Source organism: Sphingopyxis sp. 2PD, from assembly GCF_005503695.1.
Lineage (GTDB): Bacteria > Pseudomonadota > Alphaproteobacteria > Sphingomonadales > Sphingomonadaceae > Sphingopyxis.
On record NZ_SCMU01000026.1, the window covers coordinates 17,723 to 41,806 of the forward strand.

Annotated in this window: 16 protein-coding genes and 5 pseudogenes; 8 read left to right on the top strand and 13 right to left on the bottom strand. The window is 62.5% G+C overall.

Annotated features, from left to right (window positions below):
- Window positions 1–22 precede the first annotated feature (22 nt).
- The 11 genes and pseudogenes from FFS18_RS14235 to FFS18_RS14285 form a co-directional block, all read right to left on the bottom strand.
- Complete coding sequence (locus FFS18_RS14235; protein WP_082665250.1) at window positions 23–901, bottom strand: conjugal transfer protein TraF; 879 nt, start codon at window positions 899–901, stop codon at window positions 23–25.
- On the bottom strand, window positions 898–1,497 hold the full coding sequence (locus FFS18_RS14240) for a S26 family signal peptidase (RefSeq protein ID WP_054588715.1): 600 nt from the start codon (window positions 1,495–1,497) through the stop codon (window positions 898–900). Before FFS18_RS14240 ends, FFS18_RS14235 begins: the two co-directional genes overlap by 4 nt.
- The gene (locus FFS18_RS14245; protein ID WP_054588714.1) at window positions 1,469–2,362 is read right to left on the bottom strand and encodes a type-F conjugative transfer system pilin assembly protein TrbC; all 894 of its coding nucleotides are present in this window, start codon (window positions 2,360–2,362) and stop codon (window positions 1,469–1,471) included. The genes FFS18_RS14240 and FFS18_RS14245 overlap by 29 nt, the downstream gene beginning before the upstream one ends.
- Window positions 2,334–3,443 carry a conjugal transfer protein TraN gene (traN, locus tag FFS18_RS14250; protein ID WP_039575491.1) on the bottom strand — a complete coding sequence of 370 codons (1,110 nt, stop codon included), beginning with the start codon at window positions 3,441–3,443 and terminating at the stop codon, window positions 2,334–2,336. The genes FFS18_RS14245 and traN overlap by 29 nt, the downstream gene beginning before the upstream one ends.
- Window positions 3,440–5,353 (bottom strand): hypothetical protein, encoded by a 1,914-nt coding sequence (locus FFS18_RS14255; protein WP_054588713.1) that lies wholly within the window; start codon window positions 5,351–5,353, stop codon window positions 3,440–3,442. Before FFS18_RS14255 ends, traN begins: the two co-directional genes overlap by 4 nt.
- A 360-nt stretch (window positions 5,354–5,713) precedes the next feature.
- Window positions 5,714–6,667 carry a TraU family protein gene (locus FFS18_RS14260; RefSeq protein ID WP_039581037.1) on the bottom strand — a complete coding sequence of 318 codons (954 nt, stop codon included), beginning with the start codon at window positions 6,665–6,667 and terminating at the stop codon, window positions 5,714–5,716.
- Between the two features lie 660 nt (window positions 6,668–7,327).
- The gene (locus FFS18_RS14265) at window positions 7,328–7,954 is read right to left on the bottom strand and encodes a hypothetical protein (protein WP_054590308.1); all 627 of its coding nucleotides are present in this window, start codon (window positions 7,952–7,954) and stop codon (window positions 7,328–7,330) included.
- Between the two features lie 285 nt (window positions 7,955–8,239).
- Window positions 8,240–8,572: a hypothetical protein gene (locus tag FFS18_RS14270; protein WP_054588712.1), complete on the bottom strand. Its 333-nt coding sequence runs from the start codon at window positions 8,570–8,572 to the stop codon at window positions 8,240–8,242.
- On the bottom strand, window positions 8,569–11,097 hold the full coding sequence (locus FFS18_RS14275) for a TraC family protein (RefSeq protein WP_120216958.1): 2,529 nt from the start codon (window positions 11,095–11,097) through the stop codon (window positions 8,569–8,571). The genes FFS18_RS14270 and FFS18_RS14275 overlap by 4 nt, the downstream gene beginning before the upstream one ends.
- Window positions 11,094–11,702: a TraV family lipoprotein gene (locus FFS18_RS14280; protein ID WP_054588710.1), complete on the bottom strand. Its 609-nt coding sequence runs from the start codon at window positions 11,700–11,702 to the stop codon at window positions 11,094–11,096. The genes FFS18_RS14275 and FFS18_RS14280 overlap by 4 nt, the downstream gene beginning before the upstream one ends.
- A 29-nt stretch (window positions 11,703–11,731) precedes the next feature.
- Window positions 11,732–12,352, bottom strand: a pseudogene (locus FFS18_RS14285) (TraB/VirB10 family protein); the annotation flags it as partial.
- A 524-nt stretch (window positions 12,353–12,876) separates the two neighbouring features.
- Here FFS18_RS14285 and FFS18_RS14290 point away from each other — a divergent pair.
- The gene (locus FFS18_RS14290) at window positions 12,877–13,353 is read left to right on the top strand and encodes a helix-turn-helix domain-containing protein (RefSeq protein WP_081997358.1); all 477 of its coding nucleotides are present in this window, start codon (window positions 12,877–12,879) and stop codon (window positions 13,351–13,353) included.
- Between the two features lie 197 nt (window positions 13,354–13,550).
- Here FFS18_RS14290 and FFS18_RS14295 read toward each other — a convergent pair.
- Window positions 13,551–13,899: pseudogene (locus tag FFS18_RS14295) on the bottom strand (integrase core domain-containing protein); the annotation flags it as partial.
- Window positions 13,900–13,905: 6 nt separating this feature from the next.
- On the opposite strand from FFS18_RS14295, the pseudogene FFS18_RS14300 reads away from it, so the two are divergent.
- From FFS18_RS14300 to FFS18_RS14325, 6 genes and pseudogenes are all read left to right on the top strand, one after another.
- A pseudogene (locus FFS18_RS14300) lies at window positions 13,906–14,256 on the top strand (transposase family protein); the annotation flags it as partial.
- Window positions 14,257–14,307: 51 nt separating this feature from the next.
- Window positions 14,308–15,455 (top strand): IS3 family transposase gene (locus FFS18_RS14305; protein WP_095385752.1). Its coding sequence is split into 2 segments (ribosomal slippage): window positions 14,308–14,566 and window positions 14,566–15,455, totalling 1,149 coding nucleotides; the frame shifts between segments, so codons are not numbered across the junction.
- Between the two features lie 188 nt (window positions 15,456–15,643).
- Window positions 15,644–15,985 (top strand): IS66-like element accessory protein TnpA, encoded by a 342-nt coding sequence (tnpA, locus tag FFS18_RS14310; protein WP_039581028.1) that lies wholly within the window; start codon window positions 15,644–15,646, stop codon window positions 15,983–15,985.
- On the top strand, window positions 15,982–16,335 hold the full coding sequence (tnpB, locus tag FFS18_RS14315; RefSeq protein ID WP_054588704.1) for an IS66 family insertion sequence element accessory protein TnpB: 354 nt from the start codon (window positions 15,982–15,984) through the stop codon (window positions 16,333–16,335). The genes tnpA and tnpB overlap by 4 nt, the downstream gene beginning before the upstream one ends.
- A 70-nt stretch (window positions 16,336–16,405) precedes the next feature.
- Window positions 16,406–17,988, top strand: a pseudogene (gene tnpC / locus FFS18_RS14320) (IS66 family transposase).
- A gap of 99 nt (window positions 17,989–18,087) precedes the next feature.
- Window positions 18,088–18,480: pseudogene (locus tag FFS18_RS14325) on the top strand (integrase core domain-containing protein); the annotation flags it as partial.
- A gap of 246 nt (window positions 18,481–18,726) precedes the next feature.
- On the opposite strand, the gene FFS18_RS14330 reads toward FFS18_RS14325, so the two are convergent.
- The gene (locus tag FFS18_RS14330; protein ID WP_054588702.1) at window positions 18,727–21,663 is read right to left on the bottom strand and encodes a TonB-dependent receptor; all 2,937 of its coding nucleotides are present in this window, start codon (window positions 21,661–21,663) and stop codon (window positions 18,727–18,729) included.
- A 687-nt stretch (window positions 21,664–22,350) separates the two neighbouring features.
- Here FFS18_RS14330 and FFS18_RS14335 point away from each other — a divergent pair.
- On the top strand, window positions 22,351–23,673 hold the full coding sequence (locus FFS18_RS14335) for an Ivy family c-type lysozyme inhibitor (RefSeq protein ID WP_039575466.1): 1,323 nt from the start codon (window positions 22,351–22,353) through the stop codon (window positions 23,671–23,673).
- Window positions 23,674–24,084 lie beyond the last annotated feature (411 nt).

Genomic DNA, 24,084 nt, shown 5'->3' on the forward strand with positions numbered 1-24,084 from the left:
CGCTGCTCGGCAATAGACGCTGTCATCGACGCGGCTCCAAGCCCGCACCGACGAGGTCGCCGCCCAACACACGGGGATCGGTCGCGGAAACCGGCCCATTGCCGAGTGCGTCGAAGAAACCATCTTCCTCGCCCGCGCCGGTCAGGAACTGTTCGGGCCGAATGTCGCCGAGCATCAGCCGCACGGCCTGGTATGTGGTCTGCGCGAGATTGGGATAGGATTCGACACCCGACGCGATCACCATCCTTGCCGAGCTGTCGCGGCGGATCACCATCGTCGTCGGTGTCACCTCGACGCCGAAGCGCTGTCCGAGCTCCGGTCGGCGCTCGAGATCCATCTGTGTGACCTGCCAGCCCGTCTCCTCGCGGAACCGTTCGAGGATCGGCCATTGCACCCGGCAATAGCCACAGGAATTCCGCGAGAACATGACGAGCGCGAACTGGCTTGCGTGGGCGCGGAGATACCGGCGGCGAACCGCTTCCTTCTCGGCACCCATCGCCGCGCGCGCGTCGCCGACGATCGGGTTGGCGGACTTGGCATTGAGTTCGGGGTTCTGAAGCAAGGCGATCTGAGTCACGCCTGCGAACGCACGTGCCTTGCGCCGCGCGAAGTCCTGCAGCCGCCAGAAGTCCGCGACCGCGTCGACGGTGAGCACGGTCGCTGCATAGTCGCGTTGCTGCTCGATCAGCTTGCGGATTTTGGGCGGCGTCCATGTCGCCAGTTCCGCCATCGGCGGTATCGCCGGCTTCATCAGCGCGTCGGGCTCGGCATCCGCATCTTCGACCGGCGGCGGTGCCTGATACCACCAATAGCCCTGCTTCGGTTCGCGGGTGGGTGAGGTCGGCTGCGCGGCGGCGGGGAAGGCCGTGATGAGCGCCGCGAGGAGGGCAGGGCGGATCACAGCAGCTTCTCCATGCGGGTGAGGCGCGCGATCGGCACCGGTCCGTAATAGCGGCTGTCGAACCCGCTCGGGTGCAGCGAGCCGACATAGATCAATCCCGGCGGGATCAGCCCGTGATCGGGCCGCCAATAGTCGAGCCGCTGGCCATTTCGCCCGTAGGGCTTGGTCACGCCGAGCAGGACGCCGTCGCAATAATACCACCCGTCCATGGCGTGGGGCTCCATCGTCGACGGTTTCTCGATCAGCGATATGCGCTCGCCGGGCATGCAAAGCGCGCGCTTGGTCACCTTGACCGGTTCGGGGCCGGCCAGCGGATGGGAGAGCATGAACAGGACGAAATCGCCCTTCTCGATCGGCCCCGGCGCCGCGCGCACCGCCCAGGCGTCGATCGACGGCGACATCACGAGAATGGCTTGCTGCATCGCCCAGCACGTCAGAAGCCCGAGTGGCACAACGATCGCCGTCGCCTTCCAGAGCCGGTCGGGGCGCGCGGGCTCGCCGAGCCCCGGACTGCCGAGCGCAACGGCTGCGCGCCGCGGCAGTCCCTTCAAACCGATCGCCAGATGCTTACCGGCCTTCCAGGCGAGACTGAGCATCGCGCACCTCCTCTTTTCCGCCGAGGCGGGCAATTTCTTCGAGCAAACCGGAAAGGGCGGCATCGCCGTAAGCGATATGGCTCCCGCGCGGACTTTCCTCCTCGCGCTCGCAATAGGGGAGCACCGGATCGCCCGGGATCATGGCGAGCGCGGGCACGCGGGTGACGCCGTGCTGGCGAAAGACCAGCGGGTCGACGATCACCTGCACGTCGCGCATCACGCATGCCGGTCCCTCGCAGCCGGGATCGAGGCGGAGAATCTCGGCGGTGAGCTTCGCCATCGGCGCGACCTTGGCCATCCCGCCCGGCATGCCGCGAAACGCGAGGACACCGCGTGCCTTCTCGAGCTGCGCTGCATAGGTGCGCAGCGTTGACGACGGCATCGACGAGGAGACGAACAGCACAGGCACCCAGCCTTTCGCCGCCGGCGCCGGACCGGCATCGGCGACGGCCTTGATCTCGGGCGCTTCGAGCCCGAGTGCCTGGCCGAGCCGCTTCGCCATCGCCTCGCGCTCTGCGGCGAAGCGGTCTTTGCCGGTCTCAAGCGCATCGCGGGCGCGGGCTTCCATCGCTGGCGACTTGGCACGGTCGCGCATCGCCTCGAAGGCGCGCCGGCGTTCGACCTCGCTCGGCTTCGGCAGGTCAGATGGGCCGTTTTGCTGTTGGGCTTTGCGGCGCGACACCGCGCCCTTCAGCCGGTCCATCGCCGCTTCGCCCTCGCGTTCTACCTTCTCGCGCGCCGACGGGTTGTCGTCGATGCCCGGCGATATTTGCGCTGCGGCAAGGCCGGCGATGCCGGCTACGTCGGCGAGCGCCACCGCGAGTACGGCGCGGCGCCTAGCGGCCGATGGCCTGCATATAGGCATCGATACGATCCTTCATGTCTGACTGGATGTCGGCCTGCGCGCGGGCCTGAACTTCCGAATAATATTCGGAGAGGTCCATTCGGCTGAAGTCGAGCGCTTGGAACTCTTCGGGCGTGAACCCGCGGCAGTTCGGCGTCTTCACCGGTCCCCAGCCATCCGCGAACGACTTCAGCTGCGGGCGGCCCTGTTCCTGGATGATGCGGCCGAGCTTGGTATTGAAGCAGCAATGGCTGCGCGACTTCTGGACGCAGATGCCGAGGATCTTCGACGAGCAATAGGAGCCGACCTCGACGCACATGCCCGAGCCGCGTAGCATGCCCGTCTCCATGTCCTGCTGGTCGCAGGAGGAGAGGAGGAACTCGATCATGACGTTGACCGCGAGGCTGATCGCGATCGAGGTCGGATCGATGCCGACAATGATCGCATTGGCGCCCGCGCTCGCCGCCTGGCTTGCCGTCGCGCCCGCCTGGAAGGCGGCATAGGCGGCTTGGGCTCCGGTGAACACGCCCTTGGCGATCGCGATCTTCGTCTGCGTCGACGCGATCGACGAGCCCATTCCGTCCTTGACGATCTTACCCTTGTCCTTGCAGCAGTTGGAAAAGGTTGTCTTGAGGCCCGCTGGGCGGCAGCGCAGCGCGCGGCCGCCGAATATCTCGATGTTCCCGAGACAATTGCCGTCGGTGTCGACTTCGCCGTCGGCGGGCGCGCCCGGATCGTCGACGACGGGTTCATCCTCGATCGGGTTTGCCGCGGTATCGATGCAGGCGTTCGGCGAGCAACTCGGCACGCCGCCGCTCGCCAGCGTCTCGCACGCATATTGCGAACCAAGCGGGCAGGACGACGCGCCGCCGGGCTCGGGCGCGCACGATGCCCGTTCGATCGGGCACTGCCAGCTACCACCTTGCATCCCGACGCAGCTAGCGGTCTCGCCCGCGTCGTCGGCGTCACCATTGCCATTGAGGTCGACCGCGCAAATCTGCTGCGCCTGCGCTGCCGACGCGTAAACGGCGAGCGCGAAGGCGACGATGCCGAACAGGATCAGCGCGAGGCGCGACGGCCAGAAGAGAAAGCGGCCCATCATCGCGCTGTCGCCGTGCAGGCGAGATCGGCGCCAGCGAGCCTGACCGTTTGCATCATGACCACCGCCTCGGGAAAGGTATCAAGGCAGCCGCAGGGCGTGACGATGGTCTCGCCGGGACCGGCGGGACAGACATTGCCCGGTGAGCAGGCGTGATAGAAGGTGTCGAAGCCGGTCGGGCTGGTCTGCTGCGCGCCGACGACGCCCGCAGGCGCCGCGTCGGTATTGGCTTTCGCAGAGCGCGTCTTGCAGACCGCCTCGCAAGCTGGAACCGAGCCGCGATCGGGAAGCGCGAAGGCGCGCGTAGACGCGGCGCTGCCGCCGTCGGCCGTCCGAACGCGGTCGGCGAGCAGCGTCTCGGTCGAACGATCGATGATATAGGCGCCGCGCGACAGGTCGGGTTCGGGCATCGCGCCGGTGTCGATCGCGCATTTATAGGTCCGCTGGCGCAGGAAAAAGTCGCGGGTAAGGGTAGCGGTGCAACTGCCCGTGCCGAACTGGCGCGACCGCGGGAGGGGGCGAAGGCCGGTGCCGACGCCGTTCAGAAACGTCTGGACGCCATCGACGCTCTCGCTGTCGAGGCGGCACTTTTGATTGGCGCCAATATCTTCGCACTGGTCGACGAGCCGGTCGCTCGGTTCGCATGCGTCCGAAACGCGAATCTCGACGTCAACCAGTCCCCATTCGGTCGTGAGAGGCGCACCGCCGCCGCCGCCGCGCACGCGTGCCGACACCGTCGTCGGCCCCGCCCGCAGGTCGGTGGTAAAATCATAGGAGGTGTAATTGCGCGCCGCGCCGCCATCGGTGCGGCAGTCGCCTGAAGGCAATCCTGTCGTCAGCCACGGACGCGGCCCCGCGGAGCCGACGACGCGGCCGTTGATGCGGCCCTGGACCCAGTCGTCGGCGCCCATCTCGACGATCCGCGCCGACAGGAGCTTCGCGGGGTCGCTGACTTCGAAGCGCGCGGTGAAGATCGGCGGCGCGCTACTGCAATTGCCATCTCCGATGATGCGAAAGCGTCGGCAGCCTTCGCCGCAGCCCTGAACCGAATAGATGACGCCCGTCGCGGAGACGATATCCTCATACGCGAGCGGCCGCAGTGTGACGTCGCGTTCGATCGTGCAGGCGCGGACCTGTTCGGCCTTGCCGATGCCGGCGGGCGATCCCTTGAGGCTCTGGAACAGCGAGCTTCCGGCTGCGGTCGCCGCGGCGTCGCCGAGGATCGAAGTCGGACGGCCGCGATAGGCTGTTTGCGGAAGGTCCGGCAAAGCCGTGCAGGCGGTTGATTGCGCTCCGACATACTGGATCAGCGGGCCGTTGATGCGCGCCTCGGCCACGCCGACGCGGGGATCGTGGCTCGTGAGTGCGCCGATCGCGCCGCCGCCGAGATCCTTGAGCACCGACGGCAGATTGTCCATCACGAGATTCGCGCCGCAGCTGTTGTTGACGCAGTAACAGCCCGCGAGTTCGGCCATTTCGGCGGCGGCGAGCCCCAGGTCGCCCGAGACATCGACGTTCCAACGATGATAGTTGCACGCGTTCCAGCTTCCGGGCTGGCAAGCGATGACGCCGTTGGCGCAGATGCCCGAGACGGGCACGGGCAAGGTGGACACGCGGTCGAAGCTGCCGTCGAGATCGGTGTCGCGGGCGATGCGGACGGTGTTGATGTCGCCCGTGCCGTCAGGCTGGATCAGGATTTCGAGGAGGCTCGATGTTTTCTGGCAGGCGAGACTCGGCGTAAAGCTCTGGCTGCGATCGACCGTCGCGATCGGCTGTCCGCTGAGGCCGGGGGTGAGGTAATTCTCCTGGATCGCCTTGCTGGTCGAGGACTTCGCGCGAGAAGCTTCCGCGGCTGCGCGCGCGCGGTCCTCGACTGACTGCGCCAGTGTGCTGGCGGAAGCCATTGCCGCCATCGGCAGCAACAGGAGAGAAACCGAGCGCTTCACGAACGATCACCGTCCACAGTGCGCGATCCATGCGCGAGCCGAAACAGGTCTCCCGCCCGGAAGTCATCGGATCCGGGCGAGAGGTGCCGATAGACGGCCTGGCCGTCGAACACCGTGAGCACCGCTTTTACCCGAGGACACGGCGGGATCAGGGCCGGTCTCGCTTGTGGCGATGGCAATTTACCCGTATCGTCTGCAGGTGGAGCGGCGCCCGAGAGGGGGCAGGGCGCCGCTCCCGCCTCGCGCGCCTGCCGGCAGCCACCGGGGCTGTGGCGGGCAGACCGGGCCGATTCCGGGCTGCGCACGAGACGATCGGGAAGTGCCGGGTCAGGGCGTCGAAATGCCGGCACAGCAGATCGCTTTCTCGAAGAGCATGAACTGGGCGTTGTCCTTGCCCGGCGCGTGTTTGCCGGAGGTCCAGAGCGCGCCGGGACGGCCGATGTTGACGCACTTGCCGCCCTTCACCGGCTCCATGAGCTGGAGTTTGTATCGGCTCTTGGTCCAGATCGGCTGCGGCTTGAACGAGCAGCCGTCCGCCGAATGGATGGTCAGCGCGCCGAGCCGGCCCATCATGAACGTGCCGCGCGCTGCCAGCCCCGCCCAGGCTTCGACGCGGTCGCCCATGTGAATGTCGCCGGCGACAGGATAGGTGCTTCCCCAACTGCCCATGCACCAGAAGAGCGGGTCGATGACCTTGCCCGCTGCCGCCGCGGCGCTGTCGGACATGCAGGCAAGGCCGGCCGCGGGATTGCCGAACAGGATGCCTTCGGGCTGGATGATCGCTCCCAGCGTCCCCGACTGCCAGGTCGGCATCACCTCGGTCATCAGCGCGACGTCGAAACCGTCATCCTCGAGGCACGGAAGATCGCTGAACATGTCGAGCATCTTCCAGACCGGCGCGACATAATAGTGCATCTGCGCGAACAACTTCGTCGTGTTCGTGCCGTCCGAAATCGACGACTGGCTGCCCTGGAGCTTGCCGCCGGTCGCCATGATGTCCGTGCCGAGCGCCATCATGCAGCCGGGTTCGGTCACCACGTCGATCATCCGGTTCGGAGTCCAGAAACTGACCTTGACACCGAACCAGAAGGTTGCACCTTTGCGGCACGCACACAGCGGTTTCGACGCCGATTGTGCGTCGAGCGCCTTGTCGAGCTTGTCGTAGCTGCCGGCGCGCACGCCGCCGATGGTGATGGGGAAGATGCAGTTCCAACGCACCTTGGTGATCGGGTTGAAGATCGTGTCGCTCGGACATTTGGATGCTTGCGCTGGAGCGGGGATGAAAGCGAGAACTGCGCCGAGCCCGACGGGTACCGCCCAGCGAAAGGACCGGCGCGTCTTCTTCGGCTCGACTTGGCGCCTGGCGCCGCTGCTCCCCGATGCGGAAGTCGCGCGCAAGTGTCGGCAAGCTGGCATGACTTCTCCGTTCCGCCAGGTAGGGCGCTGAAAAGGTTGGATGAGGCTTCGGCGCTCTGTATGGGCGATTGGCCTGCCCGAAGCGGAGATGGACCCGCCGACATGCTCGTCGCAACCAGATGGGAAAGGATATGCCGCGGATGGGCACATCGTTGCCGCTATCAGCGGTGCGGGGCCGGCTTCCGTGACGCTGAGGTTGGATTTGCCGATCAGATGTCTGCTCGCGGTCCCGTCGCGTCCTTGCGGACCAGACCATGGCGAAGGGAAGGCACCAAAGCTCGCTTCTTGCGAAGCGAGTTCCTCCAGGCATCAACGAAGTCGACGATCGGGCCAAATGGGACCCTGCGGAATCTTGCGAACTTCATCGAAGTAAAAAAAGACGCCCGTCCAGCCGGAGCCAGGCGGGCGTCAAGATGAAGAACTCTGTCTTCGTTTCCGATTAGAGCTCCCCTGGGTCGCGGCGTCCGAATAGGCGGATGACCGGATTTGCGATTGGATGAAGGCGCCAAAAAAGAGCTGGCGAAATTACGGCGTGCTCGCCGAGCGTAGGATTTGGCTCGCGGGAGCCGGGCCTTTTCGTTCAAGCGCGAACTCGCTGACCTCGAGCTTTTGTCCGACCTGCGCGACTATGACCGGCGCAACGCGAAGATCGAGCCGCTCCTTCACGCGCTCTTCGAGAATGAACAGCGGGCGCGCAACCTTCTCTCCGAGTGCGATCGGGTCGGTCACCTCCGGGCCGCCTCCGGCGAGCAATATCCAGTCGCTCGCCCGCGCGTGGCCAAGCGCCCAGTTCAGGTCGCGCGAATGAACCACGATCAGGCGCTGCGGCATCGACACATAGGTGAGGGGGTTGAAGGTGTAGCCTTTGGGATAGAGCAGTTTGCCGTCGTCCAACCGGACCTCAAAATCGAGCGTGTGGAACGGCACGACGCTTCGTTTCCTGTTCGCGCGCGCAACGCCGAGGGCGGCTGACTGCATTGCGCTCCACTTCTCACGCGGACCGAAACGACCCGCGATGCTTTTCGGCTGCTGCGCAACGCGCGCCTCGATTTCAGAAAGGGCATCGGGTTCAGCGATCGCCCAGGTGCGCCCGATCGCCGCGGTCTGTCCACGCGCCGTGGCGGCGATGACGAATGCCCCAAACACGAGCATCAACGAGGTGCCAAACTGCCAGGCGGCCACTCGAATGCTACCGCGATCATGTTCCACGACGATATCTCCTCCATCTTTCTCGCGGATCGGAGCTGCCAACACCGATGATCGCACCGACAAGTGAAACCAACGAGAGAAGGCTCAGCACGACGATGAGCGATCGCGGCGAGTTCGCGATTGGGCCGGGCGCGGCGAAGAGGATGAGGGCTTGCGCCTGGCCGAGCATCAGGCCACCGACGGCCAACCTGACCGCGATGGGCGAAGGAGCGTGGGAGAGGAGGCCGTTCATCGTGTCCGCCGATGACCGCGCCACCGGAGCATCAGACCGCTCGTCACGGACGAGAGCCAGATCAGGACCAGCCCGCTTGCGAAGCAAGCGATTCCGACCGTCACCGACGCCTGCGTAAACAGCGACGTCGGCTGGTCAACCAGCAGTCCGGCGATGAGAACGAGGCCAGCCATCATGACGGATTCGATCATGACGAGCCGGAACCGCCAACCCAGTGCCTGCCGCTCGGCCACTGCCGCAACGGCCGCGTCGAACAGCGCCCGATCGGCGGGCAACATGGCGTCGAGCTGCATCGCTAGCTCGTCGGGATGGAGCGAAGGCCGCTTCATGCCGCTGGCTCCGATGCTCGCGGCAAGTCGCGGCTATCGCCCAATATCTCGCGGGGATCGACGTCGGCGAGCTCGCACACAGCCTCGAGCGGCGATCGCCCGGCCCGGATCAGTGCTTCGAACGCCGCGACTTCGCCGGGCGCGCTGGTGTTGATCCAGTAGCTGAAGGGATCGACGACAAGCCGCGCGACCCCGAGCCCGAGCGGAGAGTCGATGAAGACCTCGCTATAGTTCGGCTTGTTGTTGCGGACCGATTTCAGGAGGTCGAGGACGAACCCGGAATAGTCAAGAATTTTGCTCTCGACAGCACGATCATAGGTGGAGCCTTGCAGGAGGAACCGCGTCGCCGCATTCTCGAGGATGACTTGGCCTGTGCCGCCGAACAGCGTGAGGTCGTTCATAGACTGGAGGACGATGCCGAAGCTGCCCTGATATTTGCGGGCACGGCGGTAGCCTTGTGCGAAGGCTTCAGCCAGCCGCGACAGATCCTGACCATCGCTTTTCGTCATGAACTGCGCTGCTTCGTCACAAAGCACGAAGCGGGGCCGGTCGCGCGCCGAGAGGTAGAGCTCCTGCGTCACCGCATTTACCACCACCATGACGATGACGTTGAACAGGTCAGGCATGGCTTTCAGCCGCTCGAGCTCGAGGACGACGAACTCGTCGGCGGAGATGTCGAAGGTCGACGGCCCGTTGAAGAAGTGCCCGTAAGCGCCATCCGAGCCGAAATCCCTGAGATTGAACGCGAGCTCGCGCGCGACCGGCTTCAGATGCTCGACACGGTCGAGATCGGCTGCGGCAAATTGCGGATAGGCACCGAGCCAGGCGCGGACCGAGTCGATGCCTTCATCGGCATAGCCCCCATCGATCGTCCACTGGACGGCCGACTTGATGAGATTCCATTCTGAGGTCGAAACGCCTTTGCGCGTCGCCGCGTTCCCCATCTCGGCAACGATCGCGACCGCCATCGCGATCGCCGAATGCTTGTCCTCGCCGTCTAGCGCGAGCCCGAGGTCGAACGGGTTCAGAACCAGCCGTTCCTCGCCGACGTCGATATAACGACCCGAGCAGAGGGTGCAGAGCTTGCGGTAGGATCCGCCAATGTCGATGATGCGGATGAGGGCGTTCTGGGCATAATATTGCCGGCAGAGATCGTTGAGGAGGAAACTCTTGCCCGCGCCGCTTTCGGCCGCGACCACAAAATTATAATTGTTGATGCGCGGATCGAAGAGGTCGAGTGTGACGAGCTGACCCTTGCGGCCCACATAGAGCAGGGCAGGGCGGCCGCCTCCGCGAAAGTCGGTCTGGATCGGCGCCATCAGCGCTGCCGCCTTCACCGGCATCCGGAAATCGCGCTCGAGCATCTTGATCGTTCGGCGCTCGGGATAAAGGCCGAACGGCAGGCTCGCGGTCAGCAAGATCGGATTGAGGTAGGATTCTTCCTGCACCATCCAGGGCAGCGGTTCACTTTCCCAGAGGCGCTTGGCGCGCGCGGCCATCTCGCGGGCGTGATGGGAATCGCGGCCGAACACCCAGACGGTCGGCATGACCGAGACGAAACGGCTGTTGCCGGCCTCGTCGAGCACCCAGCCGATTTCCTCGATCTGTTTGCCGACCTCGACCGCAAAGCTGCCCGCCGCTTTCTGCGCCGACAATATCTGGGCGCGCTTGTGAATTTCGAACTGCGAATGGTCGAAGAGGATGTTGAGGCAATAGAGGAAGGGGCCGCCAATCTGGTCGCTGTCCTCGGCGCTCCCGCGCATCCCGCCCATCAGCCGGTTCATGTGTTCCGCGGTAACCCGCCTCGCCGGCGCTTTCGGCGTCAGGCAGCGTGCGACCTGGCCCCCGAGGAACACTTCGGGTCCGTCGAAAGCGAGATCGGGGCCGGCATCGACGATCTGCTTGCGGATCGGCGGGGCGGGGTGCCCGGCTGCACCGCTGGCGAATACGCCAGGAGCGTCCTCGAAGACGCCGTTGAAGATACGGCGATAGAAGGAGATCATTTCGTGCGGCTCGACGCGGCGAATGCCGAGCTTGGCAAGCTGCTCTTCGATCTGGCGGCGCAGGTCGCTGTGCATGGGGGCGCGCGTTTTGACAGCGAGGAAGGTCCGGAAATCACGCACCGGAATGCCGTGGAGCGCGCCAAGCCCGTTCCGGCCTTCGTTTAGATAAGCGTGCGTCCGGCGCGCCGATGCCTGGATCAGCGGATCTGGCCGGGTCTTGAGGTCGAGATAGGCGTCGAGCGCTGGCGCAATCAGCGGGTCGGCGAAGCTGATAAGCTGGACGACGCTGTTCTCGGGAAACTGGGCGTTGAACAGGCCGAGCAGCGCCTGGTGAACATGCGCGAACATATAGGCGGTAGGGGTCAACTCCCAAGCATAGCCCCAGCCATCATCGATGCAGAGAAAGGCTTCCTCTTCCTCGACCCAGGCGACGAGCGGGAGGAAATCCGAATAGCGGTCGCGCGCAACGGCGCGGTGCAGGTCGGAGAAGGTAAGACCACCGCCGGTTCCGGGCGCCTTCATGGCCGCGGCTCCGCGCGCGCGGGCACAACCGGCGGCGTCAGTTCGCTTCCGGGCACCTCGCGGATCTGCTCGAGCACCGGCACGCGCGCCGCGGCTGAGACCGGCGGCACGAGATAGCCGCCGACGACCCAGGAGGGGGGCTCAAGCACCGAATAGACGAAACGCGGCATATAGAGCCGGTCGGGCCGGTTCCGATCGGCATAGGGCAGGATCAGTGTTCGCACCGCCTGCGCCGGCCGCAGCATCGGCGCCTCGGGCGCCTCGATCAGCCCCTGAAGCTCCCGGTAGACGCTGTCGCGGTAATCACCATAGGCATCAGCATCGCTGCGTCCTCGGCGCGCGGTGCCGCGCTGGTTCGCCTTGAGCAATATCTTGTCGCGTGTCACCGCCGGGTCCGAACGCGAAGCCCGGCCCTCCGCCGCATCCTCATAGGCTTTCTCGGGATGGATGCACTGGCCGTGATCGTCGTTCTTGCAGCTGAACTTTTCGCTGTACGGCGACATCGCTGAGCCGAGCGTTGCGCACCCTGAGAGTGGCAAGACGCCGGCAAGCAAGAGTGCGGCTGAGCAGAGGCGCGCGCGGCGCCGGTTTGACATATCGGTCATCGATATTCCTCCGAGGATGGGCGGGGGCATCAGAACTTGCTCCCGGCGGTCGGCTTGATCTCGAGCGTGACGCCTTCCTGGATGACGACGACGACGTCCTTGGCGGCGCCCACTTCGACGATAGGTCCCGCCTGCCGCGCGAGATCGAGATAGAAGTCGGTGAGCTTGTCGGACGACTTCGAGAGGCCGCCTGCGATCCCCACCTTGGCGGCGTCGCCGACATCGAGCGTCCGCACCGAACCCAAGGCCGATGTCGACACGTCACCGACCGTGTTCTCGACCGTCTGGCTGATCCCGCTGATCGTGCCGGCGATGAAGGCGCGCGCGAGACTCGCGCCGGCGCGCGTTACCACCTTGCCCGACAGCCCCTTCTTGCCGTCGGTGTCGACGAAGAAACCCTTGATCGGCTGGTCGACCACCGAGCGTTCGTCGAAATCGACGCAGGACAGCGATACGAGCTGGACCTCGACCCGCTCCTTGGCGAGGCTGCCCGTCGCGTTGCCGATGACGAAGCAGCCCGAGAGATTGGCCTTGACGTCATTCGGCAGCACGGCGGGCGCCTGGACGCGCGCAATCAGCGGCTCGGGGTTCGAGGTAGCATCGCGGCTCGCGAGCGCGTCGATCCCGGTCAGCAGCCGCGCCTTTTGCCAGCAACACCTTCTCCGTCTTCTCTTGTGCACAAACGACCGGCGAGGCGAGAAGTGCGGCCGCCGCCAGTAAGACGGCAGGTTTCTTGAAGGGGCCGTTCGCCGATAATGACGATAACCGGAATCGAGGCGCAGCACGATCGTTCGCGGAATCGCATGACATGAGTCCTCCCTGGCGCGACGGCGCCCGTTCGATGTGGGTTGCGTGAACGTCCGATGAGGCAGCCAGTGATAAGTCAGCCGGTCGGAACGGAGGGATAGATGGACGCGCTGTGAGCCAGCGGCAATCGTGAGGGCAGGCGCGTTCCCCAAGGCGGCACGATTGTGCCGCAGCCGAGCATCGTGATTCCAACTTTCATATTGGAATCAATGAATTGAAGGGAATTGCGTCAGGCGCGACACAGACTGAAATCCTTGAAGATGAACGAAGCTAATAGACTGAAAGCATCTCTACTTGCTGTGTCGCTCAGCGATAGCCAGCCTCGCATGGAGCGCTAGCGCACCACATACTATTCGGACGGAAGCTCATGTCGGACACCAGGACATGCGAGAAGGGCGGCGTCGCTTCGCTGGATCAGCTCAAGGAGTTCTCTGGGCGGCGCATCGAAAGCGAGCGTCTTCGCCGTCGCTTGAGTCAGGAGCATCTTGCCCGCAGAGTTGGATTGAGCGTTCGTTGGCTACGAGAGATCGAGAGCGGTAACCCGGCCGTGGCGCTCGATGACCATTTACGTTGCGCAGCGGCGCTCCGTCTCGCGCCCGCGTTCGTCCTTCTTCCCTTGTTGGACCCTGACTACAGCCAAGCTTCGTCGATCGATCCAGCGCCATTCGAATGGGCCGACATCGAATATCTGATCTGGACTCATATCGGCAGACGAGCAGGATGGGCTGCACACCGCGGCGAATTTGAACGCGCCCAGGAACCTCTGCGCGCCGAGGTTCGAGTCCCTGCTGAAAATCAGTCAAGAACAGCACAATCTTTACCTGCTACTCAGGATAGGAGCTAAAATTGCTACTTCTGAAAATTTGTCAAGTGAACCAGGGACAAGGATTTGCGTACCCGAGTTGCATTGCGATCAGAACGACGAAGTTCGGGGCAAACCGACATCCCAGGATCGTCCAGAACTTGCCAAGATACTCGATGGCTTCTGAGCTGCTACCCGTTTCTGGACCGCCCTGCTGGCAGCCTTCCAGCGTGCTGACATCAGGGCGGGCCATGTGCCGCTGATGCCAACATGAGCGATATCGGTGATTTGTTTTCGATCGCGCTGTGCGGTCGTACCTCGTTGTAGTCCCTACGCCAAGCCTCGCATTTTCGCACCGCGTCATCCAGGCTCATGAACCAGTGGGCGTTAAGGCATTCCTTGCCGTTGAAGCTCTCGATGAACGCGTTGTCGGTGGGCTTGCCAGGCCGCGAGAAGTCGAGCGTCACGCCCTTCATGTAGGCCCACAGATCGAGCTCGCGGGAGATAAAATTCGCTGCCATTGTCAGCCCTGATCGAGGCGGGATAACCCACTTGCGCGCAGCCCCGTTCCAGCACCTCGAACACATCCGGTGTCCGGTGCAGGCGCGATTGCCGCTCGACGACGTGTTCATCGCGCTGAAGGACGTGATCCCACACCTGACACGCTCGTCGCTGCACCGTTGCCTGCAACGCCACGGGATCAGTCGGTTGCCCAAAGCCGATCGGGAGAAGCCGAAGAAGTTCAAGAAATATGAGATTGGCTACTTCCACGTCGATATCGCGGAACTGCGCTATGAAGGCGGAAGAGGCTTCCTCTATGTCGAAGTGGACCGCACCTCGAAGCTGGTGTTCGCCCGCATCTATCGCCGGGCGACCAAGCTTGCCGCGGCAGCGTTCCTGCGCGTGCTTATCAAGACGGTGCCATACAGGATCCGTGGCCTGCTGCCGGTTTGGTGGACACCGAGATAGGGTGTTTCCACCTATCGGAGGTCCACAATGCAAAGAAGGAAGTTCAGCCGCGAGTTCAAGCTTGAGGCGGTGAGGATGGTCCGCGAACGCGGGGTGACGATCGCGCAGGCGTCGCGCGATCTGGATGTGCATGCGAACGTGCTGCGTAAATGGGTCCGGGAGCTTGCCGCCGATCCGGGTCATGCCTTTCCCGGTCACGGTCAGATGAAGCCGGAGCAGATGGAGATCGATCGCCTGCGGCGCGAGCTGGCCAAGTTGAAGGCGGAGCGCGACATCCTAAAAAAAGCCGCCGCCTACTTCGCGAGGGACTCGATATGAAGTTCCAGTTCATCGCGAAGCACCGAGGGATCTGGCCGGTGGCATGGATGTGCGGGGCGCTCGGTGTCTCGCGAAGCGGCTTCCATGCCTGGCTGATCCGCCCGCCGTCGCAGCGTGCCCGCGACGACGAGGTGATCGGTGCGAAGGTCCGTGCCAGCCATGTAGGAAGTTATCGCACTTATGGCGCGCGCCGTGTCTGGCACGACCTGCTGGCCGATGGGGTGTCCTGCGGCCTGCACCGGATCGAACGGCTCATGCGGGCGCAGGGTCTGCGAGCGAGGCCGCGGCGACGCGGGCTTCCCAAGGATCACGGCGATCGTTCGGTCATCGCCGGCAACGTGCTCGATCGCCAGTTCACGGCAGACAGGCCGAACCAGAAGTGGGTGGCCGACTTCACCTATATCTGGACGGCCGAGGGATGGCTCTATGTTGCTGCGGTGATCGACCTGTTCTCGCGCCGGGTGGTCGGATGGTCGATGACTCCCAACATGACAGCCCAGCTCGTCACCGATGCGCTGATCATGGCGATCTGGCGGCGCGGCAAGCCCGATGCTCTCCTGCATCACTCGGATCAGGGCAGCCAGTATACCAGCGAGCAGTTCCAGCGGCTCATGGCCGACAATGGGGTCACCTGCTCAATGAGCCGGTCCGGCAATGTATGGGATAATGCCGCCATGGAGAGCTTCTTCTCCTCGCTCAAGACCGAGCGGATCGGGAAGAAGATCTACCGCACGAGGGCGCAGGCGAAGGCCGACGTGTTCGATTATATCGAATGCTTCTACAACCCGACCCGGCGTCACTCGACCTTGGGTTACCTCAGTCCTATCGACTTCGAACGTGAAGCTGGGGTAGCCTGAATGAACTTATCTCGGTGTCCACCAAACCGGCAGCAGGCCACCGTAAGCGCTAATTTACCCCCACATTTTCGAATGTTCTGAGATCGTTATGTTGCGCGCCTTCTGTATCGGGAGCGTAACTAGCGATGGGCGATGTAACGACGTTCGAAAGTAGCTTCGAAAGCAACGGGAACGGTCGTGCTCGCCCGATGGAGGTGATCCCGGCGGGTCGCGAGCGTCGGCAGTGGACGCCGGAAGCGAAGGCCCGGATCATCGCCGAGAGTATGGCGCCGCGGGCGAACGTCGCGGATATCGCGCGCCGGAACGATATCCTGCCGCAGCAGCTCTACGCCTGGCGCCGGGAAGCGCGCGAACGGATGGAATCGGACGACGCGCCGGCCTTCGTTCCGGCAATGGTCGAGGAGCCGAAGGCGCAGGGCAGCGGCGCCGAGATCCGCATCAACATCAAGGGCATGACGATCCGCATTCCCGACGGCGTGACTGCCGACCATATCGAGCGGGTGCTGCTCGCGGTGCAGGTGTCGACATGATCATCCCGCCGGGACCACTCAAAGTGCTGGTGGCGGTGAAGCCGGTCGACTTCCGCAAGGGAATGGTGGGCCTGGCGTCGCTCGTGCAGCACGAGCTGAACCGCGACCCCTTCTCCGGAATCATGTTCGTGTTCCGCCGCAAGCGCGCCGATCGGATCAAGCTGCTGCTATGGGACGGGACCGGCCTGGTGCTGGTGACGAAGCGGCTCGAGACGGGCACGTTCCGCTGGCCGCGCTTCGGCGACGGGGTGATGAGCCTTACCGCGGCGCAGGCTTCGGCGCTGATCGAAGGGCTCGACTGGGCGCGTGTTCATGCCCCGCGTGTGGCGCGTCCGGTGATGGCGTTATAGGCCGTGAAAATGACTCGTCTTGCCGCACAAAACGGGCAGAAAACCGCGAAATAATGTATCCATCCGCACCATGAGCGAGGGGGTGGAAGAGCTGCCCGACGACGTCGAGGCACTAAAGGCGATGATCATCGCCGAACGGCTCCGCTCCGCCCGGCTCCAGCACCTTCTTGATGTCCTCAATCGCATGCACTTCGGCAAGCGGTCGGAGAAGATCGACAGCGGCCAGCTCGCGCTGGCGCTCGAAGATCGCGACGTATCGATGGCCGAAGCCGAACTGCTGGTCGAACAGGGCGAGGAAGCCACCGGCATCGCGCCGCCGCGGCGCAAGCGTGCGGCGGACGAACCCGCGCCTCGCTGCCGGCGCATCTTCCGCGTCACGAGATCGAGATCGCGCCGGAGGCCGGCTGCTGCGCGGGCTGCGGCGGTGCGCTGCACCGGATCGGCGAGGATCGGTCCCAACGACTCGACATCATCCCCGCCCAATATCGCGTCATCGTGACGGTGCGGCCGAGGATGGTGTGCCGATCGTGCGGCGATAGCGTCGCGCAGGCGAAGGCTCCCGCGCATGTGGTGCCGGGCGGCCTGCCGAGGGAAGCGCTGCTCGCCGATATCCTCGTCAAGAAATACGCTGATCACCTTCCGCTCTACCGGCAGGCGCAGATGTTGGCGCGCCAGGGCGTGACGATCGATCGCGCGACGCTCGCGGGCTGGGTCGGCCGCGCGGCGGGCTATCTGAAGCCGATCGTCGACCGGCAGAAGGCGGAGCTTCTGAAGAGCGATCGCCTGTTCGTCGACGAGACCACCGCGATGGTGCTGGCGCCGAGCAGCGGCAAGACGAAGACGGGCTACCTGTGGGCGATGGTCCGCGACGACCGCCCGCATGGCGGGGTCGATCCACCCGCGATCGTTTACAGCTACATGCCGGGCCGGGGCGGCATGTGGGCGGCGAAGCTCCTCGGCGAGTATCACGGCATCCTGCAGGTCGATGGCTATGAAGCCTATGGCCAGTTCGGCAAGGCGGGACGTCCCGGCGGACCCTCGGTGCTGGCCTATTGCTGGGCGCATGTTCGCCGCGGCTTCTTCGACGCCGGCGGCAAGGGCGATGGCGCGCCGATCGCCACCGAAGCGCTGCACCGGATCGGGCTGCTCTACAACATCGAGCGCGAGATCCACGGTCGCACGCCCGAGGAGCGCCTTGCCGTCCGCTAGGCGCGGTCCAGCCCGATCGTCGACGAGCTGCATGACTGGCTCGACGCCAAGCGCCGGCGCATGTTCAGCGGCTCGCCGACCCTCAAGGCGATCAACTATGCACTGAGCCACTGGGCCGGGCTCGTCCGGTTCCTCGACGATGGCCGGATCGACATCGACAACAACCCGGTGGAGCGGTCGATGCGGCCGATCGCACTCCAACGGAAAAATGCGTTGTTCGCGGGCCACGAACTGGGCGCCGAGAACTGGGCGGCGATCGCGTCGCTGATCGAGACCTGCAAGCTGGGTGCGATCAACCCCGCCGCCTACCTGGCCGACGTCCTTGCCCGCATCGTCACCCGCGGCGACGGCGAGCCCATCGATGACCTGCTACCTGGGAACTGGGTCGATACAAAGGCCGCCGAAATGACGTTCGAAACGAGTGCCACCGCCAACGCCGCCTGAGCAAAGCACGATCGAAATTAGATACAACGAAATTAGGCGCCAGCTTCTAATCGAAGCCCGCGCCCGTCCGCCCCGCGTGGGGGAAAATTATCACTTACCAGGATCCACACCATCCTGACAGATAACGGCGTACAGTTCGTGCAGCGGGACCAAGGCGGCCCACTGGGATGGATCGGCCATATCTTCGGCCGTGTCTGCGAGCAGAACGGCATCGAGCATCGCCTCACCAAGCCCTATCACCCATGGACCAACGGCCAGGCCGAACGGATGGTGCGCACCATCAAGGAGGCCACCGTCAAATCCTTCCATTACACGTCGATCAATGAACTGCGCCGCCATGTCCGCGACTGGCTCGTCGCTTACAACTTCGCCAAGCAGTTGAAGGCTCTGCGCTTCAAGACAACCTACGAGGCCATCGAAGAGCTCCGGAAATCCAAGCCAGATATCTTCGATATGAAACCACTCCATCACATGCTGGGACTAAACACCTAACAGTCCACGCGGACCACTCGGTGGGGGCCGGTCAGATTCGAGGGGCAGGAGCCAATGTGCCTCCCATATCGCTCGCGCGAGACGCAAGTTTCCGCAGTGCGCACGCCGGACGTATCTCACACCCATTCCTCGCCCAAGACTGCAATTGGCGCATGAAATCGGCGTCGGAGGGCCTGCTACTGGCCCTCCGACGCCGCGATTTTCATGCGGTATAATTTTTCCCGATCGATTGGGACAGCTAAAGCATTAGAATTTTGCGCCGATCGCGACACCATAACGCCGCGGATCAAGCGTGTAGATATTTGTAAAATTACCGGAAGATGCATCGGTGACATAAAGTCCGGTAACTGAGTTGCTATCGAAGATATTCTGAACGAACCCCCGGACAAACCAGCGCTCGTCGGCACCATTCAACTGCAAAACTGCATTAGCCTGTACGAAAGGTTGGATGCGATTAATTCTGCCGTTGAAGATATTGCCATATTGCTTTCCGGTCATGGAAATGTCGACGCGGGGGACGAGTGTCATACCATTCCCGACCTCTGCCGTGTACTGCACGCCCATCGAGACCTTGACATTCGGCGCTTGCGGCAATGTGTTGCCCTTGATGTTAACCTCGACGCCAGGACTCAATACCTGGATCCCGCTGTTCGCAGGGATAGCGCTCGCGAGGACACCGCAAATGCCGAACGCGCCGCTGGAGGCGATATTGCCGTCCGAAGGAAATTCCTGCGGTGCGCGAAGGCCGAGAGCCGCATTTACGCCCGCAACGAACGCATCAGCAACGCCAGGCGCAGGTCCCGTGACAGCGCAGTGCGCACCATTGCTGATGTCCTTGATAATCACGGCATCAGGATCCCCGCCGCCCGGATCACGCGGATTGGAGAAGAATTGATCGCCGGCGACCTTGGCATTGAGATAGCTGAAGGACAGATTGATAAGCCAGTTCGGGTCCGGCCTGATGACAGACTCCAGTTCGACACCCCAGATATTGGCGTCAACCGTGTCATTCACGGACGTTCTTGCCACGATGCGGCTGAGCTGCAGTCCACTATATTTGTAGTAAAATGCGGTGGCATTGAGTTGTAACGCGCCGTTTGCGAAGACGTTCTTGGAGCCGATCTCGAAGGCATCGATCGTTTCAGAGCCGAAACTCTCGCTGACGGCGAAAATCGGAGAAAGCGGAGGATTGATCCCGCCGGATTTGTAACCCCTAGAATAAGATGCATAGAGTGAATTGTCCGGCGTAACCTCGAAGGCCAGAACTGCTCGTCCGGTAATTTCGTCGAAGCTTACTTCGCGAAACTGGGCGAGCTGTTGGCCCGGCGTCCCCGGGTCGGCATCGAAAAGCCCAGACGGCCCGGTGAGGGGCGTTATCGGGGTATCGAACGGATCTCCATCATTGGCATAAGGGTTCAGGAAACTGATCAGCGTCGTACGCGCCGTCACATCCTTCTTGTCATTATTGTAACGCAGCCCCCCGGTCAACGTCAGCCGGTCGCTTAGATCGAAATAGACCTCGCCGAAAATGCCATAGCTCTCTAGATTCGATTCCAGCGAGTTGTTCCGATACATCGACGTCGCGAAATAGGATGGCGGAAGGCCGCCCGACAAGGAGCCGAATGAACCCAATACGGCACTGGCGTAATCGAGCGCAAACGAGTTCACATAATAGCTATTGTCGGTGGTTTTCGATTTCGCGTAAATTCCGCCCAACAGGAAATTGAACGGCCCGTCGAAGTCACTCGTGAGGATGAGCTCTCCGCTCCACGATTCGCGTTGTTCCGAAGATCGATCGAAAGAAAGCGGCGTTTCGGAACACAGCGAGTTCCCTTCGAAAGCGCCTCTGCTTCCATCATCATTATCCGACGTGCACAGCACGCCCTGCGGACCGTCCGGGATTAGAGCGCCGGCAATCGGCGAAAAATAGGCCGAAGAGCCGGGAATGAAGGCTGGCGCCGGCGGAGCAAGACCTGTCGGTAATCCGTTAGCCGCAAAAAAGTCCAACGTATTGAGCGCCGGGGCGAAACCGGCACGGCTTTGAATTCCAAGAAAATAGTCCTGCCTGGAATCGACTTCAGTATCCTGATAAATGCCGGTGGCCGTCAGGGTCATCGCGCCGAATTTTTGCTCAAGGCGCGCCTGCACCTGTAGCTCTTCGGCAAAATAGAAAGGGGTATAGGCCGTGTTGACGACACGCACATCGCCAGGCTCCTGAAACCCGGAAAACCCATCAGGGCCATAAAGGCTGCCGAGGCCGAGCACGGCGGGAATGCCCTGAATGGCGAAGAACTCGGATGAACTGAGCGTCGCACCGACCGTTGAATTTGCGTTCGTGGTATCGAAATCACGTCGATTGTTCAGGCATCCGAGCACGCCCAATGGATCGCGTTGGCACGTTTGTTTCTGGTTTCTGAGGCGCGTGTCCTTTTCCCGGAAATAATAGCCCATGAGATCGATCGTCGTATCAGGACCGGGTTCGAAACGAAGGGAGCCTCGCAACGCATAGAGGTCCCGAGCGTCGATGTCCGATCCATCATAGAGATTCGTCGTATAACCGTCGCGGTTCACATATATGCCCGCCAGCCTCACGCCGATCATATCCCCGATCGGGACGTTGACCATGCCACGCGCTTCGATGCTGTTGAAATTGCCATACTCGAATTGCGCTTCAGCCTCGAAACGGGAGAGTTTGGGTTTCGCGGTCACAACATTCACGACCCCGGAGGTCGCATTCCGGCCGAACAGGGTGCCTTGAGGTCCGCGAAGGACTTCAATCCTTTCCAGATCGAAATATTCGGTCTCGAACAGGCGTGTTCCGAACAAGGGGGATCCATTGACATGGATTGCGGTCGCAGCATCGCAGGTGACGCCGACGCACAGGTCGCCAACGCCGCGAATAGTGAATGAAGCTGAGGTGAAATTGCCTTTCGAGAAAGATACATTGGGCAGCGTCAGCTGTAGATCCGAGGCATTTTCGATCTGCTGGCTTTCAAGCGCCTCAGCGCTGAATGCGCTGACAGCGATCGGTACGTCTTGCAAGCTTTGCGCCTGACGTTGCGCTGTCACGACGATGACATTGTCACCGCCATCTGGCTCTTCGGCTATGACTTCCTGAGCATTTGAGACCTGTGGCAACGCCATCACGACGGCGCTTGCCAACCAGTAGGCTTTCTTATTCATCACCCTATCTCTCCCTGTCTCGATTTTTTCGTTTCTTGCGCGAACCCGTCCTTGTCCCCGATTGTCGATGTTCAAAAATGGGGCAGCTCGCCGAGCTGCCCCGAGTTTGAGGAGTGGCCAGAAGGAGATTTCCGGAGAGGAAAAGATTCTCGCCGCTCGGCTGGAAGATGAGCAGTTTTTCGGCATTTGGTAAAGAACTTTATTATGGCACTTTATTATTTTGCTCGGGGCGGTGGGAGGTGTGCCATCTCAGATCCGAAGATATCAGTTTATACATCCGATGCTTGCTGTCAGCGCTTCAGCCTTGGCGCGGTCGAGCGCGCGCCGACGACTTTTGGATGCGGCTGCGGTACGGCATGCCCGATCCGGAGCGCATGACCCGCGTGGTCGAAAGTTGGATAGCAGTGCAAAAGGCCGGGCTCTGATCCCGGCTGGTGGAAACCAGGGGGTCAGGTCAGTTCACCTATTCCTTCCCGTTCATTTTAGAGTCATCAAGATCGTATTAACCACGTCACGGTCCCTGCCGGGCAGGGCTTTCACGTGGGGGCATCCATGACCAGAACCAAACCATCCCTTAAGTCAGCTATCCTGTTGGCCAAATAGGATCAAGGCGACCGGCGCACCAATTTACCTCGTGACTGAGCCATGTGCGCGCGAAAACCGTCACCACTTCGATGGGGATTCGACATGACATTGCCATTTCACATGCCGTCCACAATCCGCCTTTCGGGTGTAGGTCTTGCCGCTTGTGCGATTGCCACGATTGCTGCCGCAAGTGCGCAGGCGCTACCACTATCCAGCTTCAAGGATCAGGGCGTCGACCATATCTTTGGCAGCTACGCCCCGCGCGGCGACTGCTCAAAGGAACCGCGCGTAACCATCGATGAAAAGGGCATGACGTTCCGCGCCAATGGTCGGGAAATAAAGCCCCCTCGGGTGGAATATGCTCTCACCTTCATGGGCCAGAGCTATGACGGCATCATGGCAGTATTTTTTCCCTTTCCAGTTAGCAGCAATGATTTTGGTCGGGTTCTCATGTATGTGAACGACGACGAGAAGCGCGGTGTCATCCGCTTTGAATCCGATCTGCCGCGCGGCCAACGCCCGGCTTCTTTCCATGCGGCCTTCACGGGTGGCGGCCCGTTCACGCTCTGCCAGGGCAGCGCTCTTGCTGGCACGCCACTGCCGCCACGGCCTGAGCCGGCGGTGGCCGTGCAAGGCATTCCAGCGGAATGGACCAATCTCGCCAGCCTCGTCGGCAAATATCCGGGAAGCTACGCCAAGGACAATATCGACCTGTTCGATAAGGGTACCTTGGCTGCGGCATTGAAGGCCCGGATGGGGCCGAAGATGGCTGCGCTGCGGACCAATCTCTCAGCCGTCTCGCCATTGCAGCGGGCTGGGAACTATTACTATCTTTCCGGCAATGCGCAGCATCAGGGCGGTGTGGAGCAGGCCTATATAATAATAGACCCGGCGCGCCGTGCGGTGCAGGTGGGCCTTTGGGAGCGCGGCAAGCTAACAGTTTATCCGTCTGCTTCGGGCGTTAGGCTGCCGATTGCGCCGGAAATCAAGACGCTGTTGGACAAAAGTCCGCCCGAAACGGCAGTGCCGCTTCCCGGTACACCCTGGGAAGTTGTACCGGTGCAAGGTCGCGCGCCCATGGCTTATGTGAGCGCCGCGGCATCGCCCAACATCGAAGCCCTCAGTCTCTATTGTGAAGGCGGAAAGCCCTACATGGCGATGCTGCTCAACAAGCCCTCCGCCGACAATGCGATGACGATGACGTGGAACTTCTCCGGTCGGCTCGTTAGCATATCCGTTCAGCGCGCCAATGCGAACGGCACTCAATGGATCGGCGGCGTGACGGGTACGCAACTTGTTCCCCTGCTCATGCAGCAAAGCGGGACGGTGATGCTACGTATCAACGGGCGGCTGGAAGGCGAAGCCTCGCTCAGCAATTCAATTGCAGTGCTGCGCGATACCCTGCGGGGATGCGTGCGGCTCTGACCTGTGAGAACGGCGCCGCCTCCATTTCAGGTGCTCTGCCACCTGAATTCTGGACCAGTTGCGGTTAGAGTTTTCCGCCGTAGATATCATTGGCTGGGCGAGGAGTTAGAGCGGGATGACATTTGGCTGATTCAAAGGGGATTCTTTTTTGGGCGGTTTTCTGATTCATATGTGGACGCCCCCTATGGCAAGGGCTTTGTGGTCGCGATGGCTTTGATCGGTTGCTTTCATATGTCCGGCCTGTTTGTGCGGCGTTTTGAGTGCCGCTGGCCTTGATGGAAATCCGCCGGTGAGGTCCCTAGGCCGCGTTGACAAAAGACTTCAGCCATAGCCGCGTGGCGGCGAGGTTTAGGAAGCTCTCGAACGAGAGAAGGGTTTTGTCATATCGAGTGGCGATGCGTCGTTGCTGTT

Coding starts and splice junctions, on each gene's coding strand:
- tnpA (WP_039581028.1), top strand. CDS start 15,644: ATGGAGGTGATCCCGGCGGGTCGCGAGCGTCGGCAGTGGACGCCGGAA.
- FFS18_RS14275 (WP_120216958.1), bottom strand. CDS start 11,097: ATGAAGGCGCCCGGAACCGGCGGTGGTCTTACCTTCTCCGACCTGCAC.
- FFS18_RS14270 (WP_054588712.1), bottom strand. CDS start 8,572: ATGAAGCGGCCTTCGCTCCATCCCGACGAGCTAGCGATGCAGCTCGAC.
- FFS18_RS14240 (WP_054588715.1), bottom strand. CDS start 1,497: ATGCTCAGTCTCGCCTGGAAGGCCGGTAAGCATCTGGCGATCGGTTTG.
- FFS18_RS14255 (WP_054588713.1), bottom strand. CDS start 5,353: ATGGCGGCAATGGCTTCCGCCAGCACACTGGCGCAGTCAGTCGAGGAC.
- FFS18_RS14335 (WP_039575466.1), top strand. CDS start 22,351: ATGACATTGCCATTTCACATGCCGTCCACAATCCGCCTTTCGGGTGTA.
- FFS18_RS14265 (WP_054590308.1), bottom strand. CDS start 7,954: ATGCTCGTGTTTGGGGCATTCGTCATCGCCGCCACGGCGCGTGGACAG.
- FFS18_RS14245 (WP_054588714.1), bottom strand. CDS start 2,362: ATGCCTATATGCAGGCCATCGGCCGCTAGGCGCCGCGCCGTACTCGCG.
- tnpB (WP_054588704.1), top strand. CDS start 15,982: ATGATCATCCCGCCGGGACCACTCAAAGTGCTGGTGGCGGTGAAGCCG.
- FFS18_RS14290 (WP_081997358.1), top strand. CDS start 12,877: ATGTCGGACACCAGGACATGCGAGAAGGGCGGCGTCGCTTCGCTGGAT.
- traN (WP_039575491.1), bottom strand. CDS start 3,443: ATGATGGGCCGCTTTCTCTTCTGGCCGTCGCGCCTCGCGCTGATCCTG.
- FFS18_RS14330 (WP_054588702.1), bottom strand. CDS start 21,663: ATGAATAAGAAAGCCTACTGGTTGGCAAGCGCCGTCGTGATGGCGTTG.
- FFS18_RS14280 (WP_054588710.1), bottom strand. CDS start 11,702: ATGACCGATATGTCAAACCGGCGCCGCGCGCGCCTCTGCTCAGCCGCA.